Genomic DNA, 23,029 nt, shown 5'->3' on the forward strand with positions numbered 1-23,029 from the left:
CGCCGCACGGGCACTGATATCCGTGCGATACTGGCCGCTCACCTCAGCGCCACAGGTGTTTCATGGAAGATTCGCACAGGGCCGATGGCTGGGTATCGGCCCGTCATTTACAGCATATCGTTGCCCGCGGCGACAGCGCCGGCCTGGGCATGGGGCCGCTGCTGCGGCAGGCCGGGCTGCACCGCGGCCTGCTGGCCGATTGCGCCGGCAGCGTGCCCGTCAGCGCCCTCGAACTGCTGCTGCAACACGCCAGCGAGCACTTCCGCGATCCGCTGATCGGACTGCGCCTGGCCTGCGCCATCCAGCCGGCCACCTTTGGCGTCATCGGCCACCTGGTGCAGACCTGCCATCGCTTCCAGGATGTGCTCGACGCCCTCACCCGCTACAACGGCCTGCTCAGCAATATCGGCACCACGTCGATCAGCCGCGCGCCCGGTCAGGTGCGGGTGCACTGGCAATGCCATGTCGGCGGCCCGCTGTTTCGCCGGCACGCACGGGAATATGTCCTCGGCGCCTTCGTCACACTGGCGCGCCGGATGCTGCCCGACGAGCCGGACCTGCCGCTGGCGGTGCACCTGCCCCATGAGCGGCCCGACGACCATCAGATCCAGGCCGACTACCGGGCACTGTTCCGCTGCCAGGTCCATTTTCACCAGCGCAGTGCCTGCGTGGTGCTGCCGGCCCGCCTGTTGCGGCGGCGGCTGCCGCACGGGGATACCTCGCTGCACGACATGCTCGACCAACACGCCAGCGCCGAACTCGCCCGCCGTGCCCCGCCACCGGCGCGGCGCACGCTGACCGGGGACGTGCGGCAACTGCTCGGCACAACACTGACGCACACCCCCAGCCGCGACCAGCTCGCCGCGCAACTGGGCCTGAGCAGCCGCAGCCTGCACCGGCACCTGGCCAGCGAAGGCACCCGCTACCAGTCCCTGCTGGACGCCGTCCGCCTTGAACGGGCCTGCCAATTGCTTGGCCATTCCGGCGCACACCACAGCGACATCGCCGCCGAACTGGGCTTCGCTTCGCCGCAGTCCTTCATGCGCTGGTTTCGCCGCCTCACCGGCCACACACCGTCCGGATATCGTCAGCATCAGACCGGGAGCCGCACATGAACACTGACCTGCTGCAACCCGAAGGAGGCTGGGCGGGCCCGGCCCAGGCGCGGCTGGAGGTGCCGCCGCCGTCGCAGCGCGGCCTGCTGTTCCGCACCGCGTCGCGCGTCTCGCACCTGTTCGACCGGCCCGAGTTGCCGGCCGTCTTCCCCCTGCTGCACCGCAATCCGCGCCTGTTCTGGGGCTGGCTGTTCTTTGCCTCGCGGCTGATGCCCTGGGGCCGGCTGGCGGCGCCGGCGCGCGAGTTGCTGATTCTGCGCACCGCCTGGCTGTGCCGTTCGCGCTACGAGTGGGGGCAGCATGTGGAAATTGCCGAACGGGTCGGCGTGGCGGACCGCGACATCCTTGCCGTGACCCGCGGGCCGGAGGCGTTCAGCAATACCACGCTGCGCACGCTGATCCAGGCCTGCGATGAATTGCATCAGGCCGATTGCCTCAGCGACGACACCTGGCGCCAGTTGCAGGTCCGTCACAACGACAGCCAGTTGCTGGAAATCATGATGCTGGTGGGACACTACCGGATGCTCGCCGGTGTGCTGATCAGTTGCGGCCTGCCGCTGGAAGCGCGCATGGAAGACAACCTGAAGGCCTTCTACGCACGCATCCGCGCACTTATTCAAACAGACTGAGATAGTCGCCGTAGCCGAGGCGCTGCATGTCCTCTTTCGGCACGAAGGTCATGGCGGCGGAGTTCATGCACCAGCGCTCACCCGTGGGCGCCGGGCCATCATTAAACACATGGCCCAGGTGCGAATCCGCGTAACGGCTGCGCACTTCGGTGCGCGTCATGAACCAGGAACGGTCTTCGTGCAGCGTCACCATGTCACGCTTGATCGGCTGCGTGAAGCTCGGCCAGCCGGTGCCGGAATCGTATTTGTGCACGGAAGCGAACAGCGGCTCGCCACTGACCACATCGACATAGATGCCGGCCTCTTTGTTGTCCCAGTAGGCATTATTGAAAGCAGGCTCGGTTTCATCCTCGCGCGCCACCTCAAACGCTGTCTCCGGCAGCAGGCGCTTGAGCGTTTCATCGTCGGGCCGTACAAACGCAGCGCCTTCCCACGGCGGACCGATCCGGCTTTTCGCATCGCCTTGCGGGGCGGCAGCGGGTGCCGGCATCCAGCTTGGCTGATCCGGGTCATCCCAGTGCGCCTCAAGGAACTGATCACGACCGGAGCGGTAACGGTAGTATTTGTAGCGCAGCGGGTTCTTGCGATAGTAATCCTGGTGATATTCCTCCGCCGGATAAAACGCATTCAGCGGCAGGATTTCCGTGACCAGTTGCGCCTCGAAACGGCCACTTTGCGCCAGCGCATCCCGCGAGGCCTCGGCCTGCCGGCGCTCCCCGTCGGAGCCGTAGAAAATCACACTGCGATACTGCGCACCACGGTCGACAAACTGGCCGCCGGCATCGGTCGGATCAATGTGCTGCCAGAACCAGGACAGCAATTGCGGGTAGGTGACGACGGCCGGATCATAATGCACCTGCACGGCCTCAACATGGCCCGTTTCGCCGCTGGCCACCTGCTTGTAGGTCGGATTCCTTTCCTCACCCCCGGCAAAGCCGCTGATCACGGCGGAGACGCCTTCCAGCTTTTCAAAGTCGGATTCGGTACACCAGAAACAGCCACCGGCAAACACGGCAGTGGCCTCTGCTGCCAGCGCAGGGCCGGCCAGCAGGGTCAGGCACAGAACGACAACGGCTTTCATGACAGATCCTCCTGTTGATGCCCATTCGATGCATCACTGCCCCGAATGTTGCACAGCCGAAGCCAAACTGCCGTGAAAAATTGTTACTTTGCGGGCGCCGGCACGTCACAGCCGGTTGACGGGCACCTTGAGATACACCACGCCGTTGTCCTCCGCCGGCGGCATCTGCCCGGCGCGGATATTCACCTGGATCGCCGGCAGGATCAGCCGTGGCATGTCCAGCGTGGCATCCCGCTTTTCACGCATCGCCACAAAGGCATCCTCACCGATACCCTCGCGCACATGGATATTGCCCCGCTTCTGTGCCGCAACGGTGGTCTCACACTGATGCTCGCGGCCTGCAGGTGGATAATCGTGGCACATGAACATGCGCGTTGCGTCCGGCAACGCCAGCAGGCGCTGGATCGATCGATACAGAGTGCGTGCATCACCTCCCGGAAAATCACAGCGCGCGGTGCCCACATCCGGCAGGAACAGGGTGTCACCGACAAACAGCGCATCGCCGATCAGCCAGGCCATGTCCGCCGGCGTATGGCCCGGGGTGTGGAATACACGGCCGGTCAGCGCACCGATGTGGAAGGTGTCCTCTTCGCTGAACAGATGATCGAACTGGCTGCCGTCGCACAGAAACTGTTTCTCCAGGTTGAACACCTGGCGAAAGATGCCCTGCACCTCGCGGATATGCTCGCCGATCCCGATACGGCCACCGACCGCATCCCGCACGAACGGCGCGGCAGAGAGATGATCGGCGTGGGCGTGGGTTTCCAGAATCCAGTCCACGGTCAGTGCCTGCTCGCGGACAAAATCCACCAGCCGCTGGGCGCCGTCTGTCGAGGTGCGACCGGACTTGTTGTCGAAATCCAGCACCGGATCAATCACGGCGGCATGGCCGCCGGGGTGGTCGTAGACCACATAGCTCCAGGTTTCGGTATCCGGGTCGAGAAAAGGGGCCACTTGCGGGCGGACTGTACTCATAGCGTTTCTCCTGGGCCGGAATCAGAGAAGGCCGGCGAATGGCATCAATATATATTTACATATAATGTATTTCAATATATTGTTTAGCCCATCATCGACCACCGGACCGCCCCATGCCCGATACCACCGCCATCAGTCTGGACCAGATGCGCGCCGCCGCTGGCGACGCCACCCTGATGCTGCGTTCGCTGGCGCACCAGGATCGCCTGCTGCTGCTGTGCCAGCTCAGCCAGGAAGAGATGTGCGTGAGCGATCTGGAGCAACGCCTGGGCATCCAGCAACCCAGCCTGTCCCAGCAGCTCGGCGTGCTGCGCCGCGAAGGGCTGGTGCTCACCCGGCGCGAAGGCAAGCATGTCTACTACCGCGTCGCCGACGCCCGCGTGCTGGGCCTGTTGCAAACCCTCTACACCCTGTTCTGCGATACCGGGGAGGCCCGCCATGCAGATTGACCTGAACGCCTTTACCCCCGTCAGCAGCTTCGGCGGCGGCCTGATGATCGGCCTCGCCGCCGCCCTGCTGGTACTGCTCAACGGCCGCATTGCCGGCATTTCCGGCATCCTCGGCGGGCTGTTGCGGCCGGCCGCCGGCGAAGTGGGCTGGCGCGCAGCGTTTATCGCCGGGCTGGTGCTGGCGCCCGTGCTCTGGCTGCTGTTCGGTGCACTGCCGGCAATACAGATCGACGCCGGCTACCCGCTGCTGATCGCGGCCGGGCTGATCGTCGGCGTCAGCACCCGCTACGGCGCGGGCTGCACCAGTGGCCACGGGGTGTGCGGGTTGTCGCGGCTGTCACCGCGTTCGCTGGTGGCCACGCTGGCCTTCATGGGCAGCGGGTTTGTCACCGTGTTTGTGGTCCGTCACCTGATCGGAGGCTGAGGCATGTCACGCATCAGTGTTTCAGCGTTTCTCGCCGGCCTGCTGTTCGGGCTGGGCCTGCTGGTGTCCGGCATGGCCAACCCGGCCAAGGTACTCGGCTTTCTGGATCTGGCCGGGCACTGGGACCCGTCGCTGGCGCTGGTGATGGCTGGCGCCATTCTGGTCGGCCTGGTGGCCTTCCGGCTGGCCGGCCAGCGGCAACGCTCGCTGCTGGCGGAGCCGATGCGGCTGCCCACCTCGCGGGCTATCGACCGCCGGCTGGTGCTCGGCGGCATCGGCTTTGGCGTGGGCTGGGGGCTGGCCGGCTTCTGCCCCGGCCCGGCGCTGGTGGCCCTCGGCGCGGGTGAGATGAAAGCCGTGGTTTTTGTGGCCGCCATGCTCGCCGGCATGGCATTGTTTGAAGTGCTTGATCAACGGACCTGAATCCGGCCAGGAAGGAAACGTCGCGCGTCATGTTGTCCGCATTCTCCCGGCGCCTGCCTGACTGGCTGCGCCATTACCGCCGCGACCTGTTCGCCGGTGACCTGCTCGCCGCCCTGATGACGGTGATGCTGGCGGTGCCCCAGGGGCTGGCCTACGCCGCCCTGGCCGGGTTGCCGCCGCATGTCGGCCTGTATGCCAGCCTGCTGCCACTGGTGGCCTACGCCCTGCTTGGCTCCAGCCCGGTGCTGTCGGTGGGGCCGGTGGCGCTGCTCGGATTGATGACCGCCTCCGCACTGGCCCCGCTGGCGGCGCCCGGCAGCCCCGAATACCTCGCCGCCGCCGCCCTGCTGGCGCTGCTGTCGGGCCTGATGCTGCTGCTGTTCGGGTTGCTGCGCCTGGGCGCGCTGTCGCAACTGCTCAGCCATCCGGTGATCAGCGGTTTTGTCTCCGGCGCGGCAATCCTGATCATCATTGGCCAGTTGCAGGCGCTACTGGGCATCCGCTCCGATGCCGGTGCCGGCGCGCTGATGCTGCTGGATATCGCCGGCCACCTGCACCAGCTTGCACCGCTGACCGCCAGCCTGGGGCTGGGTGCGCTGCTGGTCCTGATACTCTCGCGGAGCCTGTTGCCCCGGCTGCTGCACCGTCTCGGGCTGCCGGCCAACCGGGCCGCCTTGCTGGCGCGGCTGATGCCGATGCTGCTGGTGGTGGCGTCGATTCTGCTGGTGCAATCGTTTTCCCTGCCGGTGGCCGTGATCGGCGCCCTGCCCGGCGGGCTGCCGCCACTGGGCCTACCGGCGGCGGACTGGCCACTGGTGCGCGCCCTGCTGCTGCCCGCGCTGATGATCGGCCTGATCGGCTTTGTGGAAAGCATTTCCATTGCCCAGCGGCTGGCCAGCTATGCCCCGTCGCGGGTGAACCCGGACGCCGAGCTTCGCGCACTGGGCGCAGCCAACATCGCCAGCGCCGTCTCCTACGGCATGCCCGTGGCAGGCAGCTTTGCGCGCAGCATCGTCAATGCCGAAGGTGGCGCCCGCACGCCGCTGTCCGGGCTGCTCGGGGCGCTCGGGCTGGCCTGTGTGCTGCTGTGGTTCACCACTCTGCTGCGCGCGCTGCCGCTGGCGGTGCTGGCGGCCATCATCATCAGCGCCGCCAGCGCGCTGATCGATCTGCGCACACTGCGCCGCGCCTGGCGTTACGACCGGGCCGATGCCTACGCCCTGCTGGGCACGCTCGGCGGCGTGCTGGTGTTCGGCATCGAGGCCGGCATCGCCATTGGCATCGGGCTGTCGCTGGCGACGCTGATCTGGCACGCCAGCCGGCCGCACATCGCCGTGGTGGGTCGGGTGCCGGGCACGGAGCATTTCCGCAATGTGCAGCGCCATGAAGTCAAAACCCACGACAACGTGCTCTGCCTGCGCATCGACGAGAGCCTGTTCTTCGGCAATGTGCGCGCGGTCGAGGCGCGCATCATGAAAGAGCTGAAGCGGCATCCGAACGTGCGGCACCTGGTGCTGATCATGTCCTCGGTGAGCCGCATCGACAGCACCGCGCTGGACATGCTGCACCAGCTCAACAGCGATCTGAGGCAGCGGGACATTCAACTGCATCTCGCCGAAGTGAAGGGGTTTGTGCTGGACCAGCTCCAGCAGGCGGACCTGCTGGAGCAACTCAGCGGCGAGGTCTACCTCACCGCCTTTGAAGCGGAAGTGCATCTCGGCGGCAAATAGATCACCGCCTGCGCTGGCAGCCCGATGACGGGCATCAGAACCGCAGCGATACCGCCGCCATCGACGGCGTCAGCACCCAGTCATACCGCACCGGCAGCGTACCGCCCCCGGCCCGCAGCGTGAACTGCTGCACCGGGTGCGCCTGCGACACCGCCTGGCTCTGGGTGCGCAGACGCAGCTCGGACACCAGCATGCCGGTGGCAAAATTCAGCGCACCGTCGCCGGGGCGGTCATCATCGATGGCGATGGTCAGCCCGGCCGCCAGGTTCACCAGCAGTGGCCCGAGCCGCGCACGCAGGCTGCGGCGGCGCTGTTCCTCGGCGGCCACCCCGGCCATCAGCGCGCGCGCTTCGTCCAGCTGCCCATCGGCTTCCAGCGTCTGCAGGCGGCGTTCGGCGCGCACGTGCGGTTGCGGAAACAGCAGCACATCCGCCAGGCCGAGCGCGGTCTTCACGGCGCTGACGCGGGCATCGTAGCGGTCGTCCTCGTCACTGGCCTGATCGGCGCGCACGCCATAGAACACCGTCGCCGCCCCATAGCCACCGGCCCAGGCGTACTGCCAGCGTCGGGCCTCGCTTGCTCCCTGGGCCAGCACACTGCGCATCATGCGCCATTCGTCGTCCGCACCGGCATCGCCCTGCTGGGCCAGCGCTGGCGCGCCGCACAGCAACCCGACCCCCACCATCCACCACATCCTGTGCCGCACTCGTCACGCTCCCGCCTGATGTAAAGAGCCTTCATCCAAGCAAAGCCGCCAGGGCACCACAACCAACAGCCGGCAATTTTTTGTTGAATGCGGGCAGTGGCCGCGCGTTCCATTCCGGAACCCGCCGTCCTATGCTTGCCGGGTCATGCAGCCTGAAAGGACCCTGACGTGAAGTGGAACGATATCGGCCACCAGACCTGCTCGGTGGCGCGCACGCTGGCCATCGTCGGCGACCGCTGGACGCTGCTGGTGCTGCGCAACGCCTTTCTCGGCACACGCCGGTTCGAGGATTTCCAGCAGCATCTGGGCGTGACCCGGCATGTGCTGGCCAGCCGGCTCAAGCGGCTGGTGGAAGCAGGCGTGTTCCGCAAGGAGGCCTACCAGCCCAACCGGCATGAATACCGGCTCACCGACATGGGGCTGGCGCTGTATCCGGTGATGATGGCCATGGCGCACTGGGGCGACACCTGGCTGGATGAGGGCAAGGGCGCACCGCTGGTGTACCGGCATCGCCCCTGCGGGCAGCTCACCACACCGACACTGGTATGTTCCGAATGTGGCGAGCCGCTGGACCCGCGCCAGGTCACGCCGCTGGCGGGGCCGGGCCTGCAGCCCGGCGCCCTGCCGCGCACCTTGCCCGACGCCGGCTGATCAGAGCAGTTTTTCGATGTCCTTGCCGAGTGACTCCGGCTTGTCGGTGGGGGCGTAACGCTTCACCACCTTGCCGTCGCGGCCGACCAGGAACTTGGTGAAATTCCACTTGATGCCCTTGCTGCCCAGCACCCCCGGCGCCTCTTCCTTGAGGTGACGGTACAAGGGGTGCGCGCCGCTGCCGTTCACTTCGATCTTGGCGAACAGGGGGAAACTCACGCCGTAGTTCAACTCGCAGAATTCGCTGATCTGCGTTTCGTCACCCGGCTCCTGGTGACCGAACTGGTCGCAGGGAAAACCGAGAATCACCAGGCCCTTGTCCCGGTACTGTTCATACAGCGCCTGCAGCCCTTTGTACTGTGGTGTGAAACCGCACTTGCTGGCGGTGTTGACGATCAGCAGCACCTGGCCGCGATAGTCGCCCAGGGTGCGTTCTTTGCCATCAATGGTGGTGGCGGAAAACCCGTATACATCGGCCATGGCTGGCACTCTCCCGACATCGGCAAAAAGGAAAACCGCGTTGAGTGTACCGGAGCGCCCCCGGCGCGCCTACGCCGCCCGGCGAGGGTGGCGCGCGCACGCCGTGCCCGGTAGATTGCAGCCTTCAGCTTCTATCCGGACAGCGCATGGACTGGCAGACACTGCTCAACAAGGGCCGCCTGGGTGGCCGCGCGGCGAAAGACGAAAGCGGCCGCACCGCCTTTATCCGCGACCACGACAAGATCATTTTCTCCGGCGCCTTCCGCCGGCTGGCGCGCAAGACGCAGGTGCATCCGCTGGCCACCAATGACCATGTGCACAACCGCCTGACGCATTCGCTGGAAGTGTCCTGCGTGGGCCGCACGCTCGGCATCCGTGTCGGCGAACGGCTGGAGAAACGCAACCTGCTGCCGGCCCAGACCGGCGCCACCGATCTCGGCGATATCGTGCAGTCCGCGTGCCTGGCCCACGACATCGGCAACCCGCCGTTCGGTCATACCGGCGAGCGCGCCATCCGTGCCTGGTTCGGGGATCGCGGGGCGCACTATCTAGAGTGCCTGACGCCCGCCCAGGCCAGCGACCTGCGCGTGTTCGAAGGCAACGCCCAGGGTTTCCGCATTCTCACCAAAAGCGAATATCACCAGTACGCCGACGGCATGCGGCTGACGTACGCCACGCTGGGCGCCTTTCTGAAGTATCCCTGGCTGTCTTCCACCAGTGAGGCCGAAGGGTGCCCGCGACCGCACAAGTACAGCGCCTTCCTGGCCGAAGCCGAGGCGTTTCGGGAAGTCTGCGCCGCCACCGGCCTGACATCGCTGGCCGCCGATATTCATGCACGCCACCCGCTCGCCTATCTGGTCGAGGCGGCGGACGATTTCTGCTACGCCATCATTGATCTCGAAGACGGCCTGGAAATGGACCTGCTGCACTGGGACGAAGTCCACGCGCTGTTGTCGCCGGCCATTCCCGACAGCGACGAAGTACGTGCACTGCTGCATTCGGATGTGCGCGTCGGCCGCAAGGCGGCGCTGCTGCGCGGCAAGATCATCGAGCGCTGCATCGAAGCCGGTGTGGAGGCGTTCATGGCCAACCACGACCGCCTGCTGGCCGGCAAGCTGGCCGGCGACCTGATCTCGCACTGCGAGCCGGCGGTGCGCAATGTGGTGGAAAATGCCAAGCAACTGGCCAAGACCAAAGTATTTGAACACCCGCGCAAGATCGAGCTGGAAATCGGCGCCTTCGAAGTGATCGGCACCCTGCTGGACGGCCTGATCGAGGCGGCGGTGAGCCATGCCCGCGACGACACCTCCAACTACCGTCACCAGCGCATCATCGACCTGATGGGCCGGCACAGTTTTCCGCCGGACCTGCGGCAGTTGCCGGAACATGAACGCATCTACCAATGCATGATGCGCGCACTGGATTTTCTCTCCGGCATGACCGACGACTATGCCACCTATCTGGCCAAGCAGTTTTCCGGCATGGCGGTGACGCGCTACTGAGGCTCGCCCACCGTCGGGCGGGCGCGCACCCTGCGCCAGTTTCCGTGCGGCAATAGCCGCCCGCCTTGTGGCGGCTGCTTTTGGTAGTAGACCCAGGCCGGGCCGAAGGGGGTACGCAACTGCCGGCGCAGATAATCCACCGGGTAATCTTCCAGCCGGTCGAGCAACGCCAGGCCGGCCTCATCGACGCGATACATTTCGCCTTCCACGGCATACCGGCCACCGGGCACCAGCACCGGATACGCGCCCAGTGAAAACAGCCGGTAGCACGCAGGCGTGCGCCACGCGCCCAGGCAGGGCGCGCCGCGCAACCAGTGATGGTTCGCCTCGCCGGCAAGCAGCGTGCCGTAAACGAAAACACGATGAAAAGCCATGCGCGGGAGTGTCGCGCGACACCGCGCCCGCTCGCAAGCCATGTGCGAGCCGGGCGGGTGATCGTGGCCAGGTCAGGGAGTTTCGCTGAAGAACAGGTATTCCAGCACCCGTTCCTGCGGCAGGTAACCTTCCTCCGGCGCGTCATGGCTCACATGATAGGAGCTGTACACCACCTGCCCCTGCCCGTGACGGAACGTCAGCGTCAGGATCGCATCCGTGTTGCCGGGGAAACCGGCAGCGCTCACATCCGCCCGTACCAGTGGCGTCACCGCGCCGGGCACAGGTTGCGCCAGGTGCCAGCCGGAGAGCATGCCTTCTATCTGGATCTGTTCACCCGTGATGCAGTCACCGCCGGCACAGGTGACACCGCCCAGCCAGGTGGCCATGGCCGTATTCACCACGCGGGCGGTCAGCTCTCCGACACCCTCGCCCCAATCCTGCGCGGGCTGCAGATAGTCCGTGAAGCCCTCCAGCCAGACACTGGACTGGTCGGTGACATACAGGGCGCCGCCCTGGGACACATAACTGCTCAGCAGATCCCGCCAGCTGCCGGTGGTGGGTTCATCTGCGCCGCAGTTGATATAAATGATGTCGTACTCGTACAACCGCACCTGGCCGTTGACCGTGCTGAACAGGGCGTCAACATCGGGATACTGGGATGGCAAGGCACCGTTGCCGTCGTACAGGTCGAATTTTTCAGTTCCCAGTTTCAGCGGCAGCGAGCGCGGCGCCACTTGCGTTGTGCGCGGTGCGTGAACATGGGCATGGCCCGCCCTGGCGGCAAGCCCGTCGTTGTCCTCCACTTCACCCAGCCCCATTTTGGCGAGCAGGTATTCGATGTTGTCATAATCGCCCGTGACCACCGCGATGCGCGCCGCCCCCGCAGCGGTATCGGTCTTGAATGCGACAGCACCGAGGGCCCCCGTGCTCTGCGCGGTAAAGCGCAACGGCTGGCTCAGCGTCCACGCTCCTTTCTCAGCGTGCAGGGTGCTGCCCGGCGGCAGACCGGTCACGTCGAAACTGAATTCGCCCGTGGTCCCGGAGCAAGTCCATTCGCTCTGTGTCTGCGGCGCCGGGCAGGCACCATTGTCAGCACCGCGTGGCAGTACGCGGGCCGATGCACCCGGAGATTCGATATATACGGTCGCGCCCGGAATGGGCGTCACACCATTGGGTGCGACAAGCTGTCCTGAAATTTCGCCAGTAAAGGCCACCAGCGGCGGCCCCGAAGGCCCACCACCACCGCCACCGCCACACGCCACCAGCAGCAGCGCAAACGTCATCCATAGTGCTGATCTGTACATGATGCACTCCTTGCTTTTCGCTTTACGGGACGTAATAAGGTTCCCAGCCGCTACAGGCACCGGGACAGATATCCTGAACCAGCACAGTGCTTTCAAAAGTGCCTTCCGAGCGCCACAACTCGACGCCATGCGCGCTGTCCTCGGCCAGGAACATCAGGCGGTCATTCAGCACGAAAGGCGGGTTACCGTTATCCAGATACACGCTGGCATTCAGGATTTCTGCCACATCGCCACCGTCCTGCAGACGCCACATCACATGGCGCCCATCCCAGAGCGCACCGAAGTAGAGGCTGTCGCGGTAGATCACCGGCACATTCATGGCGCGCACGCTATTGCCATCCGTGTCACGGATTTCCACCGTTCCCGCCGCCGTGCCGTCTGTTCGCCACAGGCCGGAAGAGGTGCCGCCAGAGTAGGCTGCGAAGTAAAGCTGTCCTGCGTGCGCAATCAGCCATTGCGGATTGGACGAGTCGGCACCAGGCAGCAGGTCCAGCACGTTCTGCGTGCCTGCTTCCGTGCCATCGCTTTTCCATATCTCTGTACCGTGCTCGCCATCATTGGCCCGGAAAAACAGCAGATCGCCGGCCACGGTAAACCATCCCAGGTTTGCCTGTTGCGCCAGGCGTATGCCGCGAACGCGTGTGGTGCCGTCCGCGGTACCGTCGCTCTTCCACAGCCCATACTCCGTCTCCACAATCGCCGAAAAATAAAGGCTGTCTCCCCAGGGAGTCAGGTTGGCCGGATAACTGCCATTCTGTGGTGCCAGCACCGCCACGGTACCTTCTGCAGTACCATCCGTTTTCCACAGGCCCGGCCGTCCAATGCAGCTGTTGATGGCAGAAAAATAAAGCGCCCCGTCAAACGCCGTCAGTGAAGCGGGGTGGCTGTTGCAGCTTCCCGGTGTCAGGTCAATGACCATCTGGGTGCCCGCCGGCGTTCCGTCGCTGCGCCACAGCTCCGAGCCATGCTCCTGTGTGGTCATGACGAAGTAGAGAAGGTTTTCCACTGCGGTGAGCTGATTCAGATAGCCCTCTGAGCCCGCCTGAACGAGCAGGGTCAGCCCATCATCGCTGCCATCCGTCACCCAGAGGTTTTCGCTGTCAGCATCCCAGGCGGTAAAGAAGGTACGGCCCCCGATCTGAGTGATATTTTCCGGATAGGAGGCCGCTTCCGCCGAGACATCATGTACCCGTGCAGTCCCCTCGGCGGTGCCGTCCGTACGCCAGAGTTCCCAGTCTTCCTGGTCACCACCAAGGTGCGAACCCGAAAAATAACGGTACTGCGTCACCTCTGGTTCATCACCTGAATGACGCGCTCCGCCACCGCTGCCTCCACAGGCAGCCAGCGTGCACAAGGCGCCGCATGCCAGCGCCATCAATAGCGTTCGTTGCATGAATCTCATCCTGAAATAAAGTGTGTTGATACGAGTTACGATCACGCGGGGCAGACTATCGGCGGGAAACACCGGCCGCCCCACCCCGACAAGGTGGGACGTGCCGTCAGTAACCGTTGCACGGGCCCGGACAGAGATCCTGAATCATGACCGTGCCCTCCGGCGTGCCGTCCGTGCGCCACATTTCGCTGCCATACTGATCATGCAAGGCGCTAAACAGCAGCCATCCGTTGACCTGCCGGTACTGGCTGATCGAGGAGACCAGCGGATCGTTCAGCAACTGGAGCGTGCCTGCCGGCGTGCCGTCCGTGCTCCACAAGGACCTCTGACCGGCGTGTTCGACCGTGAACAGAAAACGATCGCCATACGCCCGGATATTGTAAATATCCCCGGGGCCGACAATGGCAGGGTCTGTCACTCTGTGCGTGCCTTGCGCCGTGCCGTCAGTACGCCAGACGGCCTGCCCCTCCCCGTCGTCGGCGGCGAAATATCCCACGCCATCAATGGCCGAAAAACTGAAAGGGTTCGACGATGCCGCACCCTCCGCGATATCGCGCACAAGGGAAGCACGCCGGCCCGTCTCATCGACACGGTACAGCTCGACACCTTCGTCCCGGTTTAACGCCGCGAAGAACAATGACGCCCCCAGGCGCCACAGGCTGTAATGCACCTCGGCCTGGGTGCCCTGTTCATCCACCACGACAGGGTAGGTCTGCTCCGCCGTACCGAACGAGACCCACAGCTGGCTCCGCCCGTCCCGTTGTTCGACGAAAAAGACGCGCTCAGCCACATTTTCCAAACGGCTGATGTAACCTTGCGTCTCATAGAGTTGCACCGCTGTGCCGGTGCTCAGGTCCAGCCGCCATGGCACGCGCGGCCCCTCGCATTCCGCCCGTGCCAGGAAATAAATGATGTTGCCTGCGCCATGCACATCGCCTGGCGCACTGCTGCAACCCGCAGGCACCAGATCCACAAGCTGCCGTGTCCCCGCAGCGGTGCCGTCACTGCGCCACAGTTCGTTGCCGCTCTCACCGTCGTTTGCGTCGAAATAGACCACACCCTCAATCAGGTAAAGCGAATCGATCCCTGCGTGTGATGAGCCGGGGCGGATGTCCCTGACCATCCGGGTGCCCGAAGCTGTGCCATCCGACGTCCAGAGTTCACGACCATGAACACCATCATCGGCCACGAAGAAGCCGGTGCCGGCCATCCAGCGTTGCTCGGTTACACTCTTGCTAACACCACCAGAGGCGTCGTTCAGATCCCGCAGCAGCCGTGTGCCGGCCATCGTGCCGTCGGTCTGCCACAGCTCCCAGTTCCGCACCGGTTCCGGCGCAGTGTTCCCGGCAAACAGGATGTATTCTGTTCTGGCACCGGAGCCGCCACCGCCGCCCCCGCAAGCGCTCAAAAAAGCCGCGGACACCATCATCCCGATCATGCATCTTTTCATGCTTATCCACTCGACATGTCATAAGGGACGCGATATGCATCCATGCCGCGCAGCCTATGCTGTGCCGGTTCGCATCACCCCACCTGACAAGGATAGGTTCAGCAGCGATTAACCTGCTGAATGACAAGCGCTCCACTATGCCTTCAGGAAAACGGTGTAAACCGGACAGGCCGCCAGCAGCGAATCTGCACAGAAGGAGGCGTTAGAGAATACGCCCCACCACGCGAGCGGGGCGCTTTTTCAATCATTTTCCATCGACCCTGTTGAGCGCTCGATGGCACGTTCACGGAGGGCCGATCACATGGGTCCGTCGCAAGGTCCCGGGCAGATATCCTTGATCAGCACGGTGCCTTCGTCAGTACCGTCGGTGCGCCATATTTCCCGGCCGTATTCCTGGTGTGGCGCATCGAATATCAGCTGACCGTAGACCACGCCCAGCAGGGTCGGCACCCCGAAGCCGGCCTCGGCGGCCACGCGCCGGCTGCCTTGCTCGGTCCCATCACTCAGCCACAGCTCACCATTGCCCGCCGCGATGGCCACCAGATGGTCGCCGTACACCGCCAGGGTCCGCCATATTTTCCGGGGCAGCACGCGCCATGTACCAGCCTGCGTACCGTCCGTCCGCCACACTTCCGGTTGTGAACCGGCGACACTGTGCGCAAGGAAATAGGTGATCTCGCCCAATGTGACGAACTGCTCCGGCAAGCTGTCTTGCTGGCCTTCAAGAATATCCAGGGTCTGCAACGCGTCTGTCACCGGGTCATACCACCAGAGCTCTTCACCCTGCGCGTCCGTTCTGGCAGTAAAGAACAGGTGGTTGTAGCCGCCGGACAAATTGTTGATATAGCGTATGCCCGCCATTTCACCGCCCAATAACAGCCGCGTGCCCTCTGCGGTGCCGTCGGATTGCCACAGGCTGTACTCGCGACTGGTCGACGTCACCCAGTAGACGTGCCCCTGCCAGACCTGCGTCATGAACACGTTCTGCCGGTCAAAATCCAGCCCCTCCAGCCGGTAGGTGCCCTGTTCCGTCCCGTCACTGCGCCACAGCGATGGCCAGGTTTCACAGCTATCCCTGACCCAGAACAACAGGGTGTCGCCCACGACCGTCAGCGCTCCGGGCGCCCCCTCGCAAACCCCCGGTGCGATATCCTTCACCAGCCGGGTCCCCGCCGGCGTTCCATCACTGACCCACAGCTCACGGCCATGCACGCCGTCGTCGTGTGTGAAGAACAGTTGCTCGCCCATCAGCGTCAAGGACAGTGGCGACACCACATCAGGGCCCGGATGAATATCCCCCAGCAGGATCGTGTTCTTCCCGGCGCCGTCGGTCACCCAGACCTCTGGACCATGCACGCCGTCACTTGCAACGAAGAAAGTGCGCCGACCGGATTGTGTAATGCTGACGGGACGACTGCCGCCGCTCTCTGCGATCTCGTGAACGACCCGCGTCCCGCTTTCCGTTCCATCCGTACGCCAGAGTTCTGCATTGAGATAGTTATCAGTATCCGTAGCCGTGAAAGGCAGATAATCACGTTCCTCAACCGGTGGCGATGCATTCCTGCCATCGCTTCCACCGCAGCCATACAACACTAGGGTCATGCCCGCCAGAAAGGCTGGCCGTACTTTACGCATCATTATCCCGTCCCGGTTTATTGTCATGCCTCTGCTGGGTAGCAACGTTTTTTCACAGATGACCGTTACAACGGCCGGGGCAGATATCACTGATGATTTCTGCAGTGCCGAGTAACGTATCCGAGCGCCACAGCTCCTGGCCCAGCTCATTGGTGTAGCCGATAAACAGCAGCTCATCGTTGAGGGCGAGCATGCCGAACCCTAATGCCGGCGAAAGCCTCTGTTGAAGACAGCCGTGAGCACCTTGTTCCAGATCGACACGGCACAGCCGCCGCACCATGTCTTCTGCCACCATGAAGAAATACAGCACGCCTTCATGATCAAAGTGCAGGGCCGGTGACGAAAATCCGGTCGCCGGCGGCTGGTAGACTTCACGCGCCACCGCTTGCGGGCTGTCCACCGCCCAGATACGGTGCGCACTGCTGAGTACCGGCGCGACATACACCAGCTTCCCGGCTGCCGCCCGCACACTCTGGAATTGAGTACTGCCTGGCCCCGGCGTTTTGTTTTCCACCATGCGCGTGCCGGCGAAGGTGCCATCCGTCACCCACAGTTCTCTGCCATGCGTCGTCTCCGTGGCAACGAAGTAAAGGTGATCCCCGACGCGTGTCAGGTATTCAAAAATAGCCAGGTCACCCAGCGCGGGCAGTTCCAGCAGAAGCGTGCGGGCGCCGTCCACCGGATCAATGGCAAGCAGCCGATGGCTGCTGCCCTCTCGCACAGACACGACCCAAAGACCGCGCAGCACAACCGGTTCGCCACGCGAAGAACCACTCAACGCCCACAGCGCCGTGGCGTCATTGCGGGTGGTATCCAGACGTACCAGCGTCTGTGTGCCATTGCAGTCAACGTCACCGAAGAACATCAGATAGCCTGCGACCACACGCAGGGCTTGCGGATTTACCGGGCAACCCGACGCTGTCAGGCCGTCGATGCGCGCGGTGCCCTCCGGCGTACCATCACTGGCCCACAGGTCACGCCCCTGGTCGGCGGCCGCAGAAAAGAAAATCCTCGCATCCAGCTCCACCATGTCGCGCACGTCGTACGGGCCGGCATACAGGGCGCTGTGTATCGCAGACGTACCCTGCGCAGAGCCATCCGTCACCCACAGCCCCGCCCGCTGGCCTGCTTGAGCACCCGCGAGATAGTGCCTGTCCGCCAGCAGCGTGGTCTTTGCGATCAGTGTTGTGGTGCCAAAATCAGGCATCAGACTGTCATGGACACGCACCGTGCCAGGCCCGGTGCCATCAGTGCGCCACAGACGCGCCGGCTCGCCACCGGCTTCATGCGCGGAGAAAAATACAACGTCCCGCTGTTCCGGTGGTGGTGGCGCCATGCCGCCTTCCCCGCCCGAACCACCTCCGCCGCCGCAGGCGGCCAATAACATCCCCCACAGCACAATCACCGCTTTCCCCGCCATCCATCCCCCGATATCGATCACCTCAGCAGGTGCCGACTCTATCGCCCGGGGATGTGGCACACCCGACCCCGTCAGGGTAGGTTGCCCCGGTATGACATCCTGCGCAGCACCCTACCCCGACGGGGTAGGGTGCTGCGGTAACAGTGGATTTATATTCCCGGGGTGGGCTAGATTCTCGGCAGATGGCCCCGCCCGACACGGAATTCCGAGCCATGACCGACGCCACCCGCCGGCGGAAAGCGTTACAACGCATTCGCCGCCTTGCCTGCCTGGATATCAGCGGGCCTCAATTGGCCCCGCTTCTGTTACGGGAATTGCGGGATGTGCTCTATTTCGATTCGGCGGGATACTTCTGGCGCAACGAACACGGTGCCACCGACCTGTTCATGGACGACCAGGCCGTCATTGATCTGCTGCCCCTGTATATGGACGACTACATACAGAAGGCGGAACGCGAGGCCGGGCGCTCCTTCGAAGAGGGCCTGCGCGAGGACTTCGGCCCTATCCGCACCGAACAGATGATCAAGCTGCCGCTGCGTCAGTTTCTTCGCCACGACTATTACAATCTGATCCTGCGGCCGATGGGCCTGAACCAGTGCGCCAGCCTGGTCCCCCGCCTCGCGGGCGGGCGCCCCACCGGCGCGCTGAAACTGTACCGGCGTGACCCGCGTCATCACTTTACCGATGACGAAATGCGCCTTTTCGGCGCGCAGGAACGCTACCTGGCCGACGTGCTGGATCACACCGCCGCAGGCCATGAACAGGATCTGGTCAACGACGCCATCCTGGTCACCACACTGGATGGCGAGTTGCAATGGATATCCGATCAGGCCCGGCAGATTCTTTCGCTGGCCTTCAGCAGCCGCTGGCACCAGCACAGCAGCAACCTGCCCGGCATGCTGCGTTTTCTGTTGAAAAAACTGTCGCAACTGAGCAACGGCCGTGAAGCACAAGGTTTGCCCCACGCCGCCATCACCACGCCACACGGCCGGTTTGTGTTCAAGGCACGCCTGATGGTCTCCACCACCGGCCAGGACAATGTGGCCGGCATTCGCGTCGAACATCATCGCCCGCGCCATTTACGCGTGCTGGAAGCCCTGCGCGACATGCGCCTGCCGCCACAACAGTCGGAAACCTTCTACTGGCTCAGCCAGGGCTTCTCCGAACAGGACATTGCCCAGCGCATGCAGATCAGCATCAACACCGTGGTCTATCACCGCCGCCAGCTGTATGCCCGTTTCGGTGCCGCCAACCGCCGTGAGCTGCTCTCGCAACTGGACATCGCGATACAGACCACCTCGCCACAGGCCATCATTCGCTGAGCTGCTGCACACGGCTTCCCAGCGCCCGCATGTAGTCTGCATTCGCTTCAAAAAAGCGCACGTTCTCCAGCGGCGCGCCACTGCGCTCAATCATCCTGTCACGCTCCGCCGGCGAAGCATTCTGCAACATGGCGGATGCCATGCCGGCCTGCAGCCAAGACATCAGGCAGAGCGCAAATTCATCGACACTCAGGCCCGCCTCTTCGATGGCCCGGCGCAGCGCCGGCCGCGAGCGGTACAGGTCGGCAATATCGCTGATGCTCTCTGCGTCCTCGCGGTCCTCTTCCGTCAGCAGCCCCGCATCGCTCTGCATCACGTCAGCGAGGTTGGCTATTGCAGCGTCCATTTTCTTCAGCACCGGCATGCTCAGCCGGTAACTGGCCAGCCGCGCCTCATCCGGCTGCGCATGCGCCGCCGACAGACCGGTCACCAGCAATATGACCGTAATGATCAGGCTGCCCATTGAAGCGGTTTTCATTGCCATATCGAGATCTCCATCCGATACGGCCAGTGTAGGGACGCCGCCAGGCCGATACCCCACCCCGCCAGGGTGGGCGGCGCTTTACCGAATTTTGCATTTTAAACACTGCTTTAAGTGAGCCGGGCAGCCCCGCTGTGTACTCTCAGAGATCCCGACCCCACACATCCATATGTAGAAGGGAGATCGCATGAGCACGAAACAGCCTTTTCTCACCGACATCCAGACCCTCCGCGACCGGGCACGCCAGCATATCGAGCAAGGCGCGGTGACCGCCGGTTACCAGGCGGATCGTGAAACGGTGCTGAAACTGCTCAATGAAGCCCTCGCCACCGAGATCGTCTGCACGCTGCGCTACAAGCGCCACTACTACATGGCCGACGGTCTGAGCGCGAGCATCGCAGCAGCGGAATTTCTCGAACACGCCCAGCAGGAACAGCAACACGCCGACTGGCTGGCCGAACGCATCGTGCAACTGGGCGGCGCACCGAATTTTTCACCGGAAGGTTTGCAGGCACGCTCGCACGCCGAGTATGTGGAAGGCGATACATTGCGCGAGATGGTGAAGGAAGACCTGATCGCCGAGCGCATTGCCATCGACAGCTATCGGGAAATCGCCACCTACCTCGGTGACAAGGACCCGACTACACGGCGCATCATGGAAGATATTCTGGCGCAGGAAGAAGAACACGCCGACGACATGGCGGCGATCCTGGAAGCCCTGCCGGCCTGAGCAGCATGACGGCGCCGGGCCTGCCCGGCGCCGTCACACAAACAGCCACACCAGCACCGGCCCGGCCGCCAGATTGAGCAGCCCCATCAGCACCATCACCAGCCCGGCCACAGTCCCTTCCTCACCACCCACTTCCCGCGCCCGCGCCACCCCGGCACCGTGCGCACCAACGCCAAACAACGCCCCCCGCGCCAACGCGGTTTTCAACGGCAGCCAGCGCAGCAACACGCCACCGCACAAGGCGCCGAGCACGCCGGTCAGCATCACGAAGATGGCCGCCAGCTCTGCCACGCCGCCCAGGCTTTCCGCCAGCGGCATGGCAAACGGCGTGGTCACGGAACGGGGCACCAGCGAGCGGCTGATCTCGCCATCCAGCGACAGCAGGCTGGCCAGCCACCAGGAACTGCCCACCGCCACCGCACTGCCCGCCAGCATGCCGCCGAGCAGCGCCAGCCAGTGCCGTGCCAGCAGGCGCCGCTGCTGCCAGATCGGCACTGCAAACGCCACCGTGGCCGGGCCAAGCATCAGCGCCAGGTAGTGCGCATCGGCGGCATAGTCCGCATAGCGCACATGCAGCGGCACGGCCACCGCCAGCAGTACGGCCGGTGTCATCAGCAGCGGCGACAGCAGATAGCGCGGCCAGCGCCGGTACAGCGCCCGGCTCACCGCATAGGCCGCGACCGTGAACAGCAGCCAGAACAACGGCACGGCATCAAGCGTCATGGCGCACACTCCAGCGACACAGCCCTTCCACCGTCAGCGCCGTGGCCAGCATCACCAGCAGTGTGCTGCCGCCGATCACCAGCAGAATGCGCAGGCCGGCATCGCGGATCAGCGCGCCGTAATCCAGCAGGCTCATCAATGCCGGCACAAAGAACAGCAGCATCTCCGCCAGCAACAGGCCGGCGGCCCACTGTACGGACGCCGGCTGCACCCACCCGGTTGCAAACGCCGCCAGCAGCAATGCCAGCCCGATCACCCCGCCGGGCACCGGCCAGCCCAGCCAGCGGGCCAGGGCCGTACCGAACAGGTACAGCCCCACCAGCACGGCCAGTTCCAGCACACGACGCAGCCCACGGGTCACGGTTTTCATTACAGCCTCCAGGTTCACTGGTATTCAGCTTAGGGCTGCGTCTATCATCACAAAAGCGAATTATCAGACTTGGGGCTATTCCAGAATGGAATTCAGGCAACTGCGCGCCTTCGCCGAGGTGATCCGCCAGGGCGGCTTTACCCAGGCAGCGCGCGTACTGCACGCCAGCCAGTCGGCGGTGAGCAAGCAGGTGGCACAACTGGAGCAGCGGCTGGGCCAGCCCTTGCTGGAGCGCAACGGCCCGCATATCCGCCTGACCGATGCCGGGCAGGTGGTGCTGCGCCATGCGGAGGTGATGCTGCGCCAGCAGCAGGAGCTGCGTACCGAGCTGGATGACCTGGCCCAGGTGACCCGGGGCGAACTGCGCCTGGGCCTGACCATGCTCGGCGGCGACGCCCTGTTCGCCGCCCCCTTCGCCGAATATCGCCGGCGCTATCCGGGCGTGAACGTGCACCTGATGGAAGGCGGCTCGAAAACCGTCGAGCAACTGATCCTCAACGGCGAACTGGATGTCGGCGCCAGCCTGACGCCGGACAGCACTGCGTTTGACTGCCAGCCATTCTGCAACGAGCCGCTGGATGTACTGCTGCCCGCAGACCATCCGCTGGCCAGCGAGCCGCACCTCAACCTGGCGCAACTGGCCGATACCCCGTTTGTGCTGTACCAGCAGAGTTTCACGCTCAACGACCGGCTGATGCGCGCCTGCCGCAGCCTGGGCTTCACACCAAAGGAAGGCGGCCGCAGCGGCCAGGCGGATTTTCTCGTGGCGCTGGTGGCGGCCGGCCAGGGCGTGTTGCTGTTGCCGCGCATCGTGGCGCACTCACTGGGGCGGCCCGGTGTGGTGTGCCGGCCGTTGCAGGGCTCCGACCTGCGCTGGGACATCGCCTTTATCTGGCGGCGCGGCGGTTATCTGTCCCGCGCCGCGCGCGCCTGGCTGGCGTTGCTGGAAGAATACCCGGCACCGGGCGCCTGAGCGTCAGCCCATCACGCGATGGTGGAACAGGAAAATCAGCCCGAACAGCAGCACCGCCAGCACCAGCGCCAGCGGGTTCAGCTCCCGCAGGACCAGCCGGTTGCGCCCCTGCAGAATGGCGACAAAGGGCAGGAAAGACGTCTCCGCAAAATACTCGCGGGTCCCCGGCTCACCCGCCTGGCGACGCCGCCAATCCTGATGCGCGCAACCCAGCAGCGCATACAGCAGCAACCCGCCAAAGAAGACGCGATCAAGCAGGCTGTGATTGACCAGCAGGTGTGCCGCGCCCATCAGCGCCACCCCCATAAACGCGGGATGCCGTGTAATGCGCAGCGCGCCGGCAGCGGCTGCACCAGAGCGATTCATCAGGACAGATACCGGATTCGGCCGCGAAAAACCGAGCACCAGCAACAGAATCGCGACACCCATCAGCGCCATTGTCAGCCACCAGATCCCGGGGGTCTGCACCAGCACGGGCAACGGCACCGTATGCGCAGTGCGGGAGGCGAAGAACACCCACACCAGCGGCACAAAGGTGGCGAGCGCGACCAGCGAATACAGCAGCAGATAACCACGCAAGCCAAGACGACTCACCAGCGGAGCACGCACCGGCGGATGGCACAACACCGTATGCGTTGCGGCAAACAGCACCCACAGCAGTAGCACAATCCAGGCAGCGTTCATCAGC

At 64.3% G+C, this 23,029-nt stretch carries 25 protein-coding genes; 11 read left to right on the forward strand and 14 right to left on the reverse strand.

The annotated features are described in order from the left end of the window. Positions 1 to 62: 62 nt before the first annotated feature. Together S7S_RS17495 and S7S_RS17500 are read left to right on the forward strand one after the other, a co-directional pair. Positions 63 to 1,115, forward strand: coding sequence for an AraC family transcriptional regulator (locus tag S7S_RS17495; protein ID WP_008734858.1), 1,053 nt, complete (start codon positions 63 to 65; stop codon positions 1,113 to 1,115). Further along, complete coding sequence (locus S7S_RS17500; RefSeq protein ID WP_008734856.1) at positions 1,112 to 1,744, forward strand: carboxymuconolactone decarboxylase family protein; 633 nt, start codon at positions 1,112 to 1,114, stop codon at positions 1,742 to 1,744. The genes S7S_RS17495 and S7S_RS17500 overlap by 4 nt, the downstream gene beginning before the upstream one ends. On the opposite strand, the gene msrA is transcribed toward S7S_RS17500, so the two are convergent. Together msrA and S7S_RS17510 are read right to left on the reverse strand one after the other, a co-directional pair. After that, positions 1,728 to 2,825, reverse strand: a complete 1,098-nt coding sequence (msrA, locus tag S7S_RS17505; protein ID WP_008734854.1) for a peptide-methionine (S)-S-oxide reductase MsrA — start codon at positions 2,823 to 2,825, stop codon at positions 1,728 to 1,730. The genes S7S_RS17500 and msrA overlap by 17 nt on opposite strands. Positions 2,826 to 2,930: 105 nt before the next feature. Continuing rightward, entirely contained in the window at positions 2,931 to 3,800 is an 870-nt protein-coding gene (locus S7S_RS17510) for an MBL fold metallo-hydrolase (protein ID WP_008734852.1), read from the reverse strand. Positions 3,801 to 3,913: 113 nt separating this feature from the next. Here S7S_RS17510 and S7S_RS17515 point away from each other — a divergent pair, with 113 nt between their 5' ends. The 4 genes from S7S_RS17515 to S7S_RS17530 are packed head-to-tail and all read left to right on the forward strand — an operon-like array spanning position 3,914 to position 6,826. After that, positions 3,914 to 4,249, forward strand: a complete 336-nt coding sequence (locus tag S7S_RS17515) for an ArsR/SmtB family transcription factor (RefSeq protein WP_008734849.1) — start codon at positions 3,914 to 3,916, stop codon at positions 4,247 to 4,249. After that, a complete protein-coding gene (locus tag S7S_RS17520) occupies positions 4,239 to 4,673 on the forward strand; it encodes a YeeE/YedE family protein (protein ID WP_008734847.1) in 435 nt (144 codons plus the stop codon). Before S7S_RS17515 ends, S7S_RS17520 begins: the two co-directional genes overlap by 11 nt. A gap of 3 nt (positions 4,674 to 4,676) precedes the next feature. Then, the gene (locus S7S_RS17525) at positions 4,677 to 5,096 is read left to right on the forward strand and encodes a DUF6691 family protein (protein WP_008734845.1); all 420 of its coding nucleotides are present in this window, start codon (positions 4,677 to 4,679) and stop codon (positions 5,094 to 5,096) included. Between the two features lie 29 nt (positions 5,097 to 5,125). Next, a complete protein-coding gene (locus tag S7S_RS17530; protein ID WP_041026031.1) occupies positions 5,126 to 6,826 on the forward strand; it encodes a SulP family inorganic anion transporter in 1,701 nt (566 codons plus the stop codon). 34 nt (positions 6,827 to 6,860) lie between these two features. Here S7S_RS17530 and S7S_RS17535 read toward each other — a convergent pair whose 3' ends face one another. Continuing rightward, a complete protein-coding gene (locus S7S_RS17535; RefSeq protein WP_144401702.1) occupies positions 6,861 to 7,532 on the reverse strand; it encodes a hypothetical protein in 672 nt (223 codons plus the stop codon). A gap of 168 nt (positions 7,533 to 7,700) precedes the next feature. Here S7S_RS17535 and S7S_RS17540 point away from each other — a divergent pair, with 168 nt between their 5' ends. Then, entirely contained in the window at positions 7,701 to 8,183 is a 483-nt protein-coding gene (locus S7S_RS17540; RefSeq protein ID WP_008734839.1) for a winged helix-turn-helix transcriptional regulator, read from the forward strand. On the opposite strand, the gene S7S_RS17545 is transcribed toward S7S_RS17540, so the two are convergent. Further along, positions 8,184 to 8,663 (reverse strand): glutathione peroxidase, encoded by a 480-nt coding sequence (locus S7S_RS17545; protein WP_008734838.1) that lies wholly within the window; start codon positions 8,661 to 8,663, stop codon positions 8,184 to 8,186. 146 nt (positions 8,664 to 8,809) lie between these two features. Here S7S_RS17545 and S7S_RS17550 point away from each other — a divergent pair, with 146 nt between their 5' ends. Continuing rightward, the gene (locus S7S_RS17550) at positions 8,810 to 10,165 is read left to right on the forward strand and encodes a deoxyguanosinetriphosphate triphosphohydrolase (protein ID WP_008734836.1); all 1,356 of its coding nucleotides are present in this window, start codon (positions 8,810 to 8,812) and stop codon (positions 10,163 to 10,165) included. On the opposite strand, the gene S7S_RS17555 is transcribed toward S7S_RS17550, so the two are convergent. The 6 genes from S7S_RS17555 to S7S_RS17580 form a co-directional block, all read right to left on the reverse strand. Next, positions 10,159 to 10,539: a gamma-glutamylcyclotransferase family protein gene (locus S7S_RS17555; protein ID WP_008734834.1), complete on the reverse strand. Its 381-nt coding sequence runs from the start codon at positions 10,537 to 10,539 to the stop codon at positions 10,159 to 10,161. The two genes, S7S_RS17550 and S7S_RS17555, sit on opposite strands and share 7 nt — an antisense overlap. Before the next feature lie 72 nt (positions 10,540 to 10,611). Then, a complete protein-coding gene (locus S7S_RS17560; RefSeq protein ID WP_144401703.1) occupies positions 10,612 to 11,844 on the reverse strand; it encodes a hypothetical protein in 1,233 nt (410 codons plus the stop codon). Between the two features lie 22 nt (positions 11,845 to 11,866). Then, a complete protein-coding gene (locus S7S_RS17565) occupies positions 11,867 to 13,237 on the reverse strand; it encodes an ELWxxDGT repeat protein (RefSeq protein WP_169745580.1) in 1,371 nt (456 codons plus the stop codon). 106 nt (positions 13,238 to 13,343) lie between these two features. Then, the gene (locus S7S_RS17570; protein WP_008734828.1) at positions 13,344 to 14,675 is read right to left on the reverse strand and encodes an ELWxxDGT repeat protein; all 1,332 of its coding nucleotides are present in this window, start codon (positions 14,673 to 14,675) and stop codon (positions 13,344 to 13,346) included. A 309-nt stretch (positions 14,676 to 14,984) separates the two neighbouring features. Continuing rightward, entirely contained in the window at positions 14,985 to 16,412 is a 1,428-nt protein-coding gene (locus S7S_RS18985; protein WP_169745581.1) for an ELWxxDGT repeat protein, read from the reverse strand. Beyond that, on the reverse strand, positions 16,375 to 17,658 hold the full coding sequence (locus tag S7S_RS17580; RefSeq protein WP_169745582.1) for a hypothetical protein: 1,284 nt from the start codon (positions 17,656 to 17,658) through the stop codon (positions 16,375 to 16,377). The genes S7S_RS18985 and S7S_RS17580 overlap by 38 nt, the downstream gene beginning before the upstream one ends. A gap of 296 nt (positions 17,659 to 17,954) precedes the next feature. Here S7S_RS17580 and S7S_RS17585 point away from each other — a divergent pair, with 296 nt between their 5' ends. Beyond that, positions 17,955 to 19,064: a helix-turn-helix transcriptional regulator gene (locus S7S_RS17585; protein ID WP_008734822.1), complete on the forward strand. Its 1,110-nt coding sequence runs from the start codon at positions 17,955 to 17,957 to the stop codon at positions 19,062 to 19,064. Here S7S_RS17585 and S7S_RS17590 read toward each other — a convergent pair. After that, positions 19,054 to 19,548: a hypothetical protein gene (locus S7S_RS17590; protein WP_144401704.1), complete on the reverse strand. Its 495-nt coding sequence runs from the start codon at positions 19,546 to 19,548 to the stop codon at positions 19,054 to 19,056. The genes S7S_RS17585 and S7S_RS17590 overlap by 11 nt on opposite strands. A gap of 184 nt (positions 19,549 to 19,732) precedes the next feature. Between S7S_RS17590 and S7S_RS17595 the strand changes: the two genes are divergently transcribed. Then, positions 19,733 to 20,275, forward strand: coding sequence for a ferritin-like domain-containing protein (locus tag S7S_RS17595; RefSeq protein WP_008734816.1), 543 nt, complete (start codon positions 19,733 to 19,735; stop codon positions 20,273 to 20,275). Positions 20,276 to 20,308: 33 nt separating this feature from the next. On the opposite strand, the gene S7S_RS17600 is transcribed toward S7S_RS17595, so the two are convergent. After that, positions 20,309 to 20,998: an LrgB family protein gene (locus S7S_RS17600; protein WP_008734814.1), complete on the reverse strand. Its 690-nt coding sequence runs from the start codon at positions 20,996 to 20,998 to the stop codon at positions 20,309 to 20,311. Further along, entirely contained in the window at positions 20,988 to 21,368 is a 381-nt protein-coding gene (locus S7S_RS17605) for a CidA/LrgA family protein (protein ID WP_008734812.1), read from the reverse strand. Before S7S_RS17605 ends, S7S_RS17600 begins: the two co-directional genes overlap by 11 nt. A gap of 85 nt (positions 21,369 to 21,453) precedes the next feature. Here S7S_RS17605 and S7S_RS17610 point away from each other — a divergent pair, with 85 nt between their 5' ends. Then, entirely contained in the window at positions 21,454 to 22,341 is an 888-nt protein-coding gene (locus tag S7S_RS17610; protein WP_008734811.1) for a LysR substrate-binding domain-containing protein, read from the forward strand. A 3-nt stretch (positions 22,342 to 22,344) separates the two neighbouring features. On the opposite strand, the gene S7S_RS18990 is transcribed toward S7S_RS17610, so the two are convergent. Continuing rightward, positions 22,345 to 23,025, reverse strand: coding sequence for an NnrU family protein (locus S7S_RS18990; RefSeq protein WP_008734809.1), 681 nt, complete (start codon positions 23,023 to 23,025; stop codon positions 22,345 to 22,347). Between the last annotated feature and the right edge of the window lie 4 nt (positions 23,026 to 23,029).

Source organism: Isoalcanivorax pacificus W11-5, assembly GCF_000299335.2.
Taxonomy (GTDB): domain Bacteria; phylum Pseudomonadota; class Gammaproteobacteria; order Pseudomonadales; family Alcanivoracaceae; genus Isoalcanivorax; species Isoalcanivorax pacificus.

Bases quoted from the DNA above. Each gene is read 5' to 3' on its own strand.
- S7S_RS17495 (WP_008734858.1), top strand. From the start codon at position 63: ATGGAAGATTCGCACAGGGCCGATGGCTGGGTATCGGCCCGTCATTTA.
- S7S_RS17500 (WP_008734856.1), top strand. From the start codon at position 1,112: ATGAACACTGACCTGCTGCAACCCGAAGGAGGCTGGGCGGGCCCGGCC.
- msrA (WP_008734854.1), bottom strand. From the start codon at position 2,825: ATGAAAGCCGTTGTCGTTCTGTGCCTGACCCTGCTGGCCGGCCCTGCG.
- S7S_RS17510 (WP_008734852.1), bottom strand. From the start codon at position 3,800: ATGAGTACAGTCCGCCCGCAAGTGGCCCCTTTTCTCGACCCGGATACC.
- S7S_RS17515 (WP_008734849.1), top strand. From the start codon at position 3,914: ATGCCCGATACCACCGCCATCAGTCTGGACCAGATGCGCGCCGCCGCT.
- S7S_RS17520 (WP_008734847.1), top strand. From the start codon at position 4,239: ATGCAGATTGACCTGAACGCCTTTACCCCCGTCAGCAGCTTCGGCGGC.
- S7S_RS17525 (WP_008734845.1), top strand. From the start codon at position 4,677: ATGTCACGCATCAGTGTTTCAGCGTTTCTCGCCGGCCTGCTGTTCGGG.
- S7S_RS17530 (WP_041026031.1), top strand. From the start codon at position 5,126: ATGTTGTCCGCATTCTCCCGGCGCCTGCCTGACTGGCTGCGCCATTAC.
- S7S_RS17545 (WP_008734838.1), bottom strand. From the start codon at position 8,663: ATGGCCGATGTATACGGGTTTTCCGCCACCACCATTGATGGCAAAGAA.
- S7S_RS17550 (WP_008734836.1), top strand. From the start codon at position 8,810: ATGGACTGGCAGACACTGCTCAACAAGGGCCGCCTGGGTGGCCGCGCG.
- S7S_RS17555 (WP_008734834.1), bottom strand. From the start codon at position 10,539: ATGGCTTTTCATCGTGTTTTCGTTTACGGCACGCTGCTTGCCGGCGAG.
- S7S_RS17560 (WP_144401703.1), bottom strand. From the start codon at position 11,844: ATGTACAGATCAGCACTATGGATGACGTTTGCGCTGCTGCTGGTGGCG.
- S7S_RS17565 (WP_169745580.1), bottom strand. From the start codon at position 13,237: ATGCAACGAACGCTATTGATGGCGCTGGCATGCGGCGCCTTGTGCACG.
- S7S_RS17570 (WP_008734828.1), bottom strand. From the start codon at position 14,675: ATGATCGGGATGATGGTGTCCGCGGCTTTTTTGAGCGCTTGCGGGGGC.
- S7S_RS17580 (WP_169745582.1), bottom strand. From the start codon at position 17,658: ATGGCGCCACCACCACCGGAACAGCGGGACGTTGTATTTTTCTCCGCG.
- S7S_RS17585 (WP_008734822.1), top strand. From the start codon at position 17,955: ATGACCGACGCCACCCGCCGGCGGAAAGCGTTACAACGCATTCGCCGC.
- S7S_RS17590 (WP_144401704.1), bottom strand. From the start codon at position 19,548: ATGGCAATGAAAACCGCTTCAATGGGCAGCCTGATCATTACGGTCATA.
- S7S_RS17595 (WP_008734816.1), top strand. From the start codon at position 19,733: ATGAGCACGAAACAGCCTTTTCTCACCGACATCCAGACCCTCCGCGAC.
- S7S_RS17600 (WP_008734814.1), bottom strand. From the start codon at position 20,998: ATGACGCTTGATGCCGTGCCGTTGTTCTGGCTGCTGTTCACGGTCGCG.
- S7S_RS17605 (WP_008734812.1), bottom strand. From the start codon at position 21,368: ATGAAAACCGTGACCCGTGGGCTGCGTCGTGTGCTGGAACTGGCCGTG.
- S7S_RS17610 (WP_008734811.1), top strand. From the start codon at position 21,454: ATGGAATTCAGGCAACTGCGCGCCTTCGCCGAGGTGATCCGCCAGGGC.
- S7S_RS18990 (WP_008734809.1), bottom strand. From the start codon at position 23,025: ATGAACGCTGCCTGGATTGTGCTACTGCTGTGGGTGCTGTTTGCCGCA.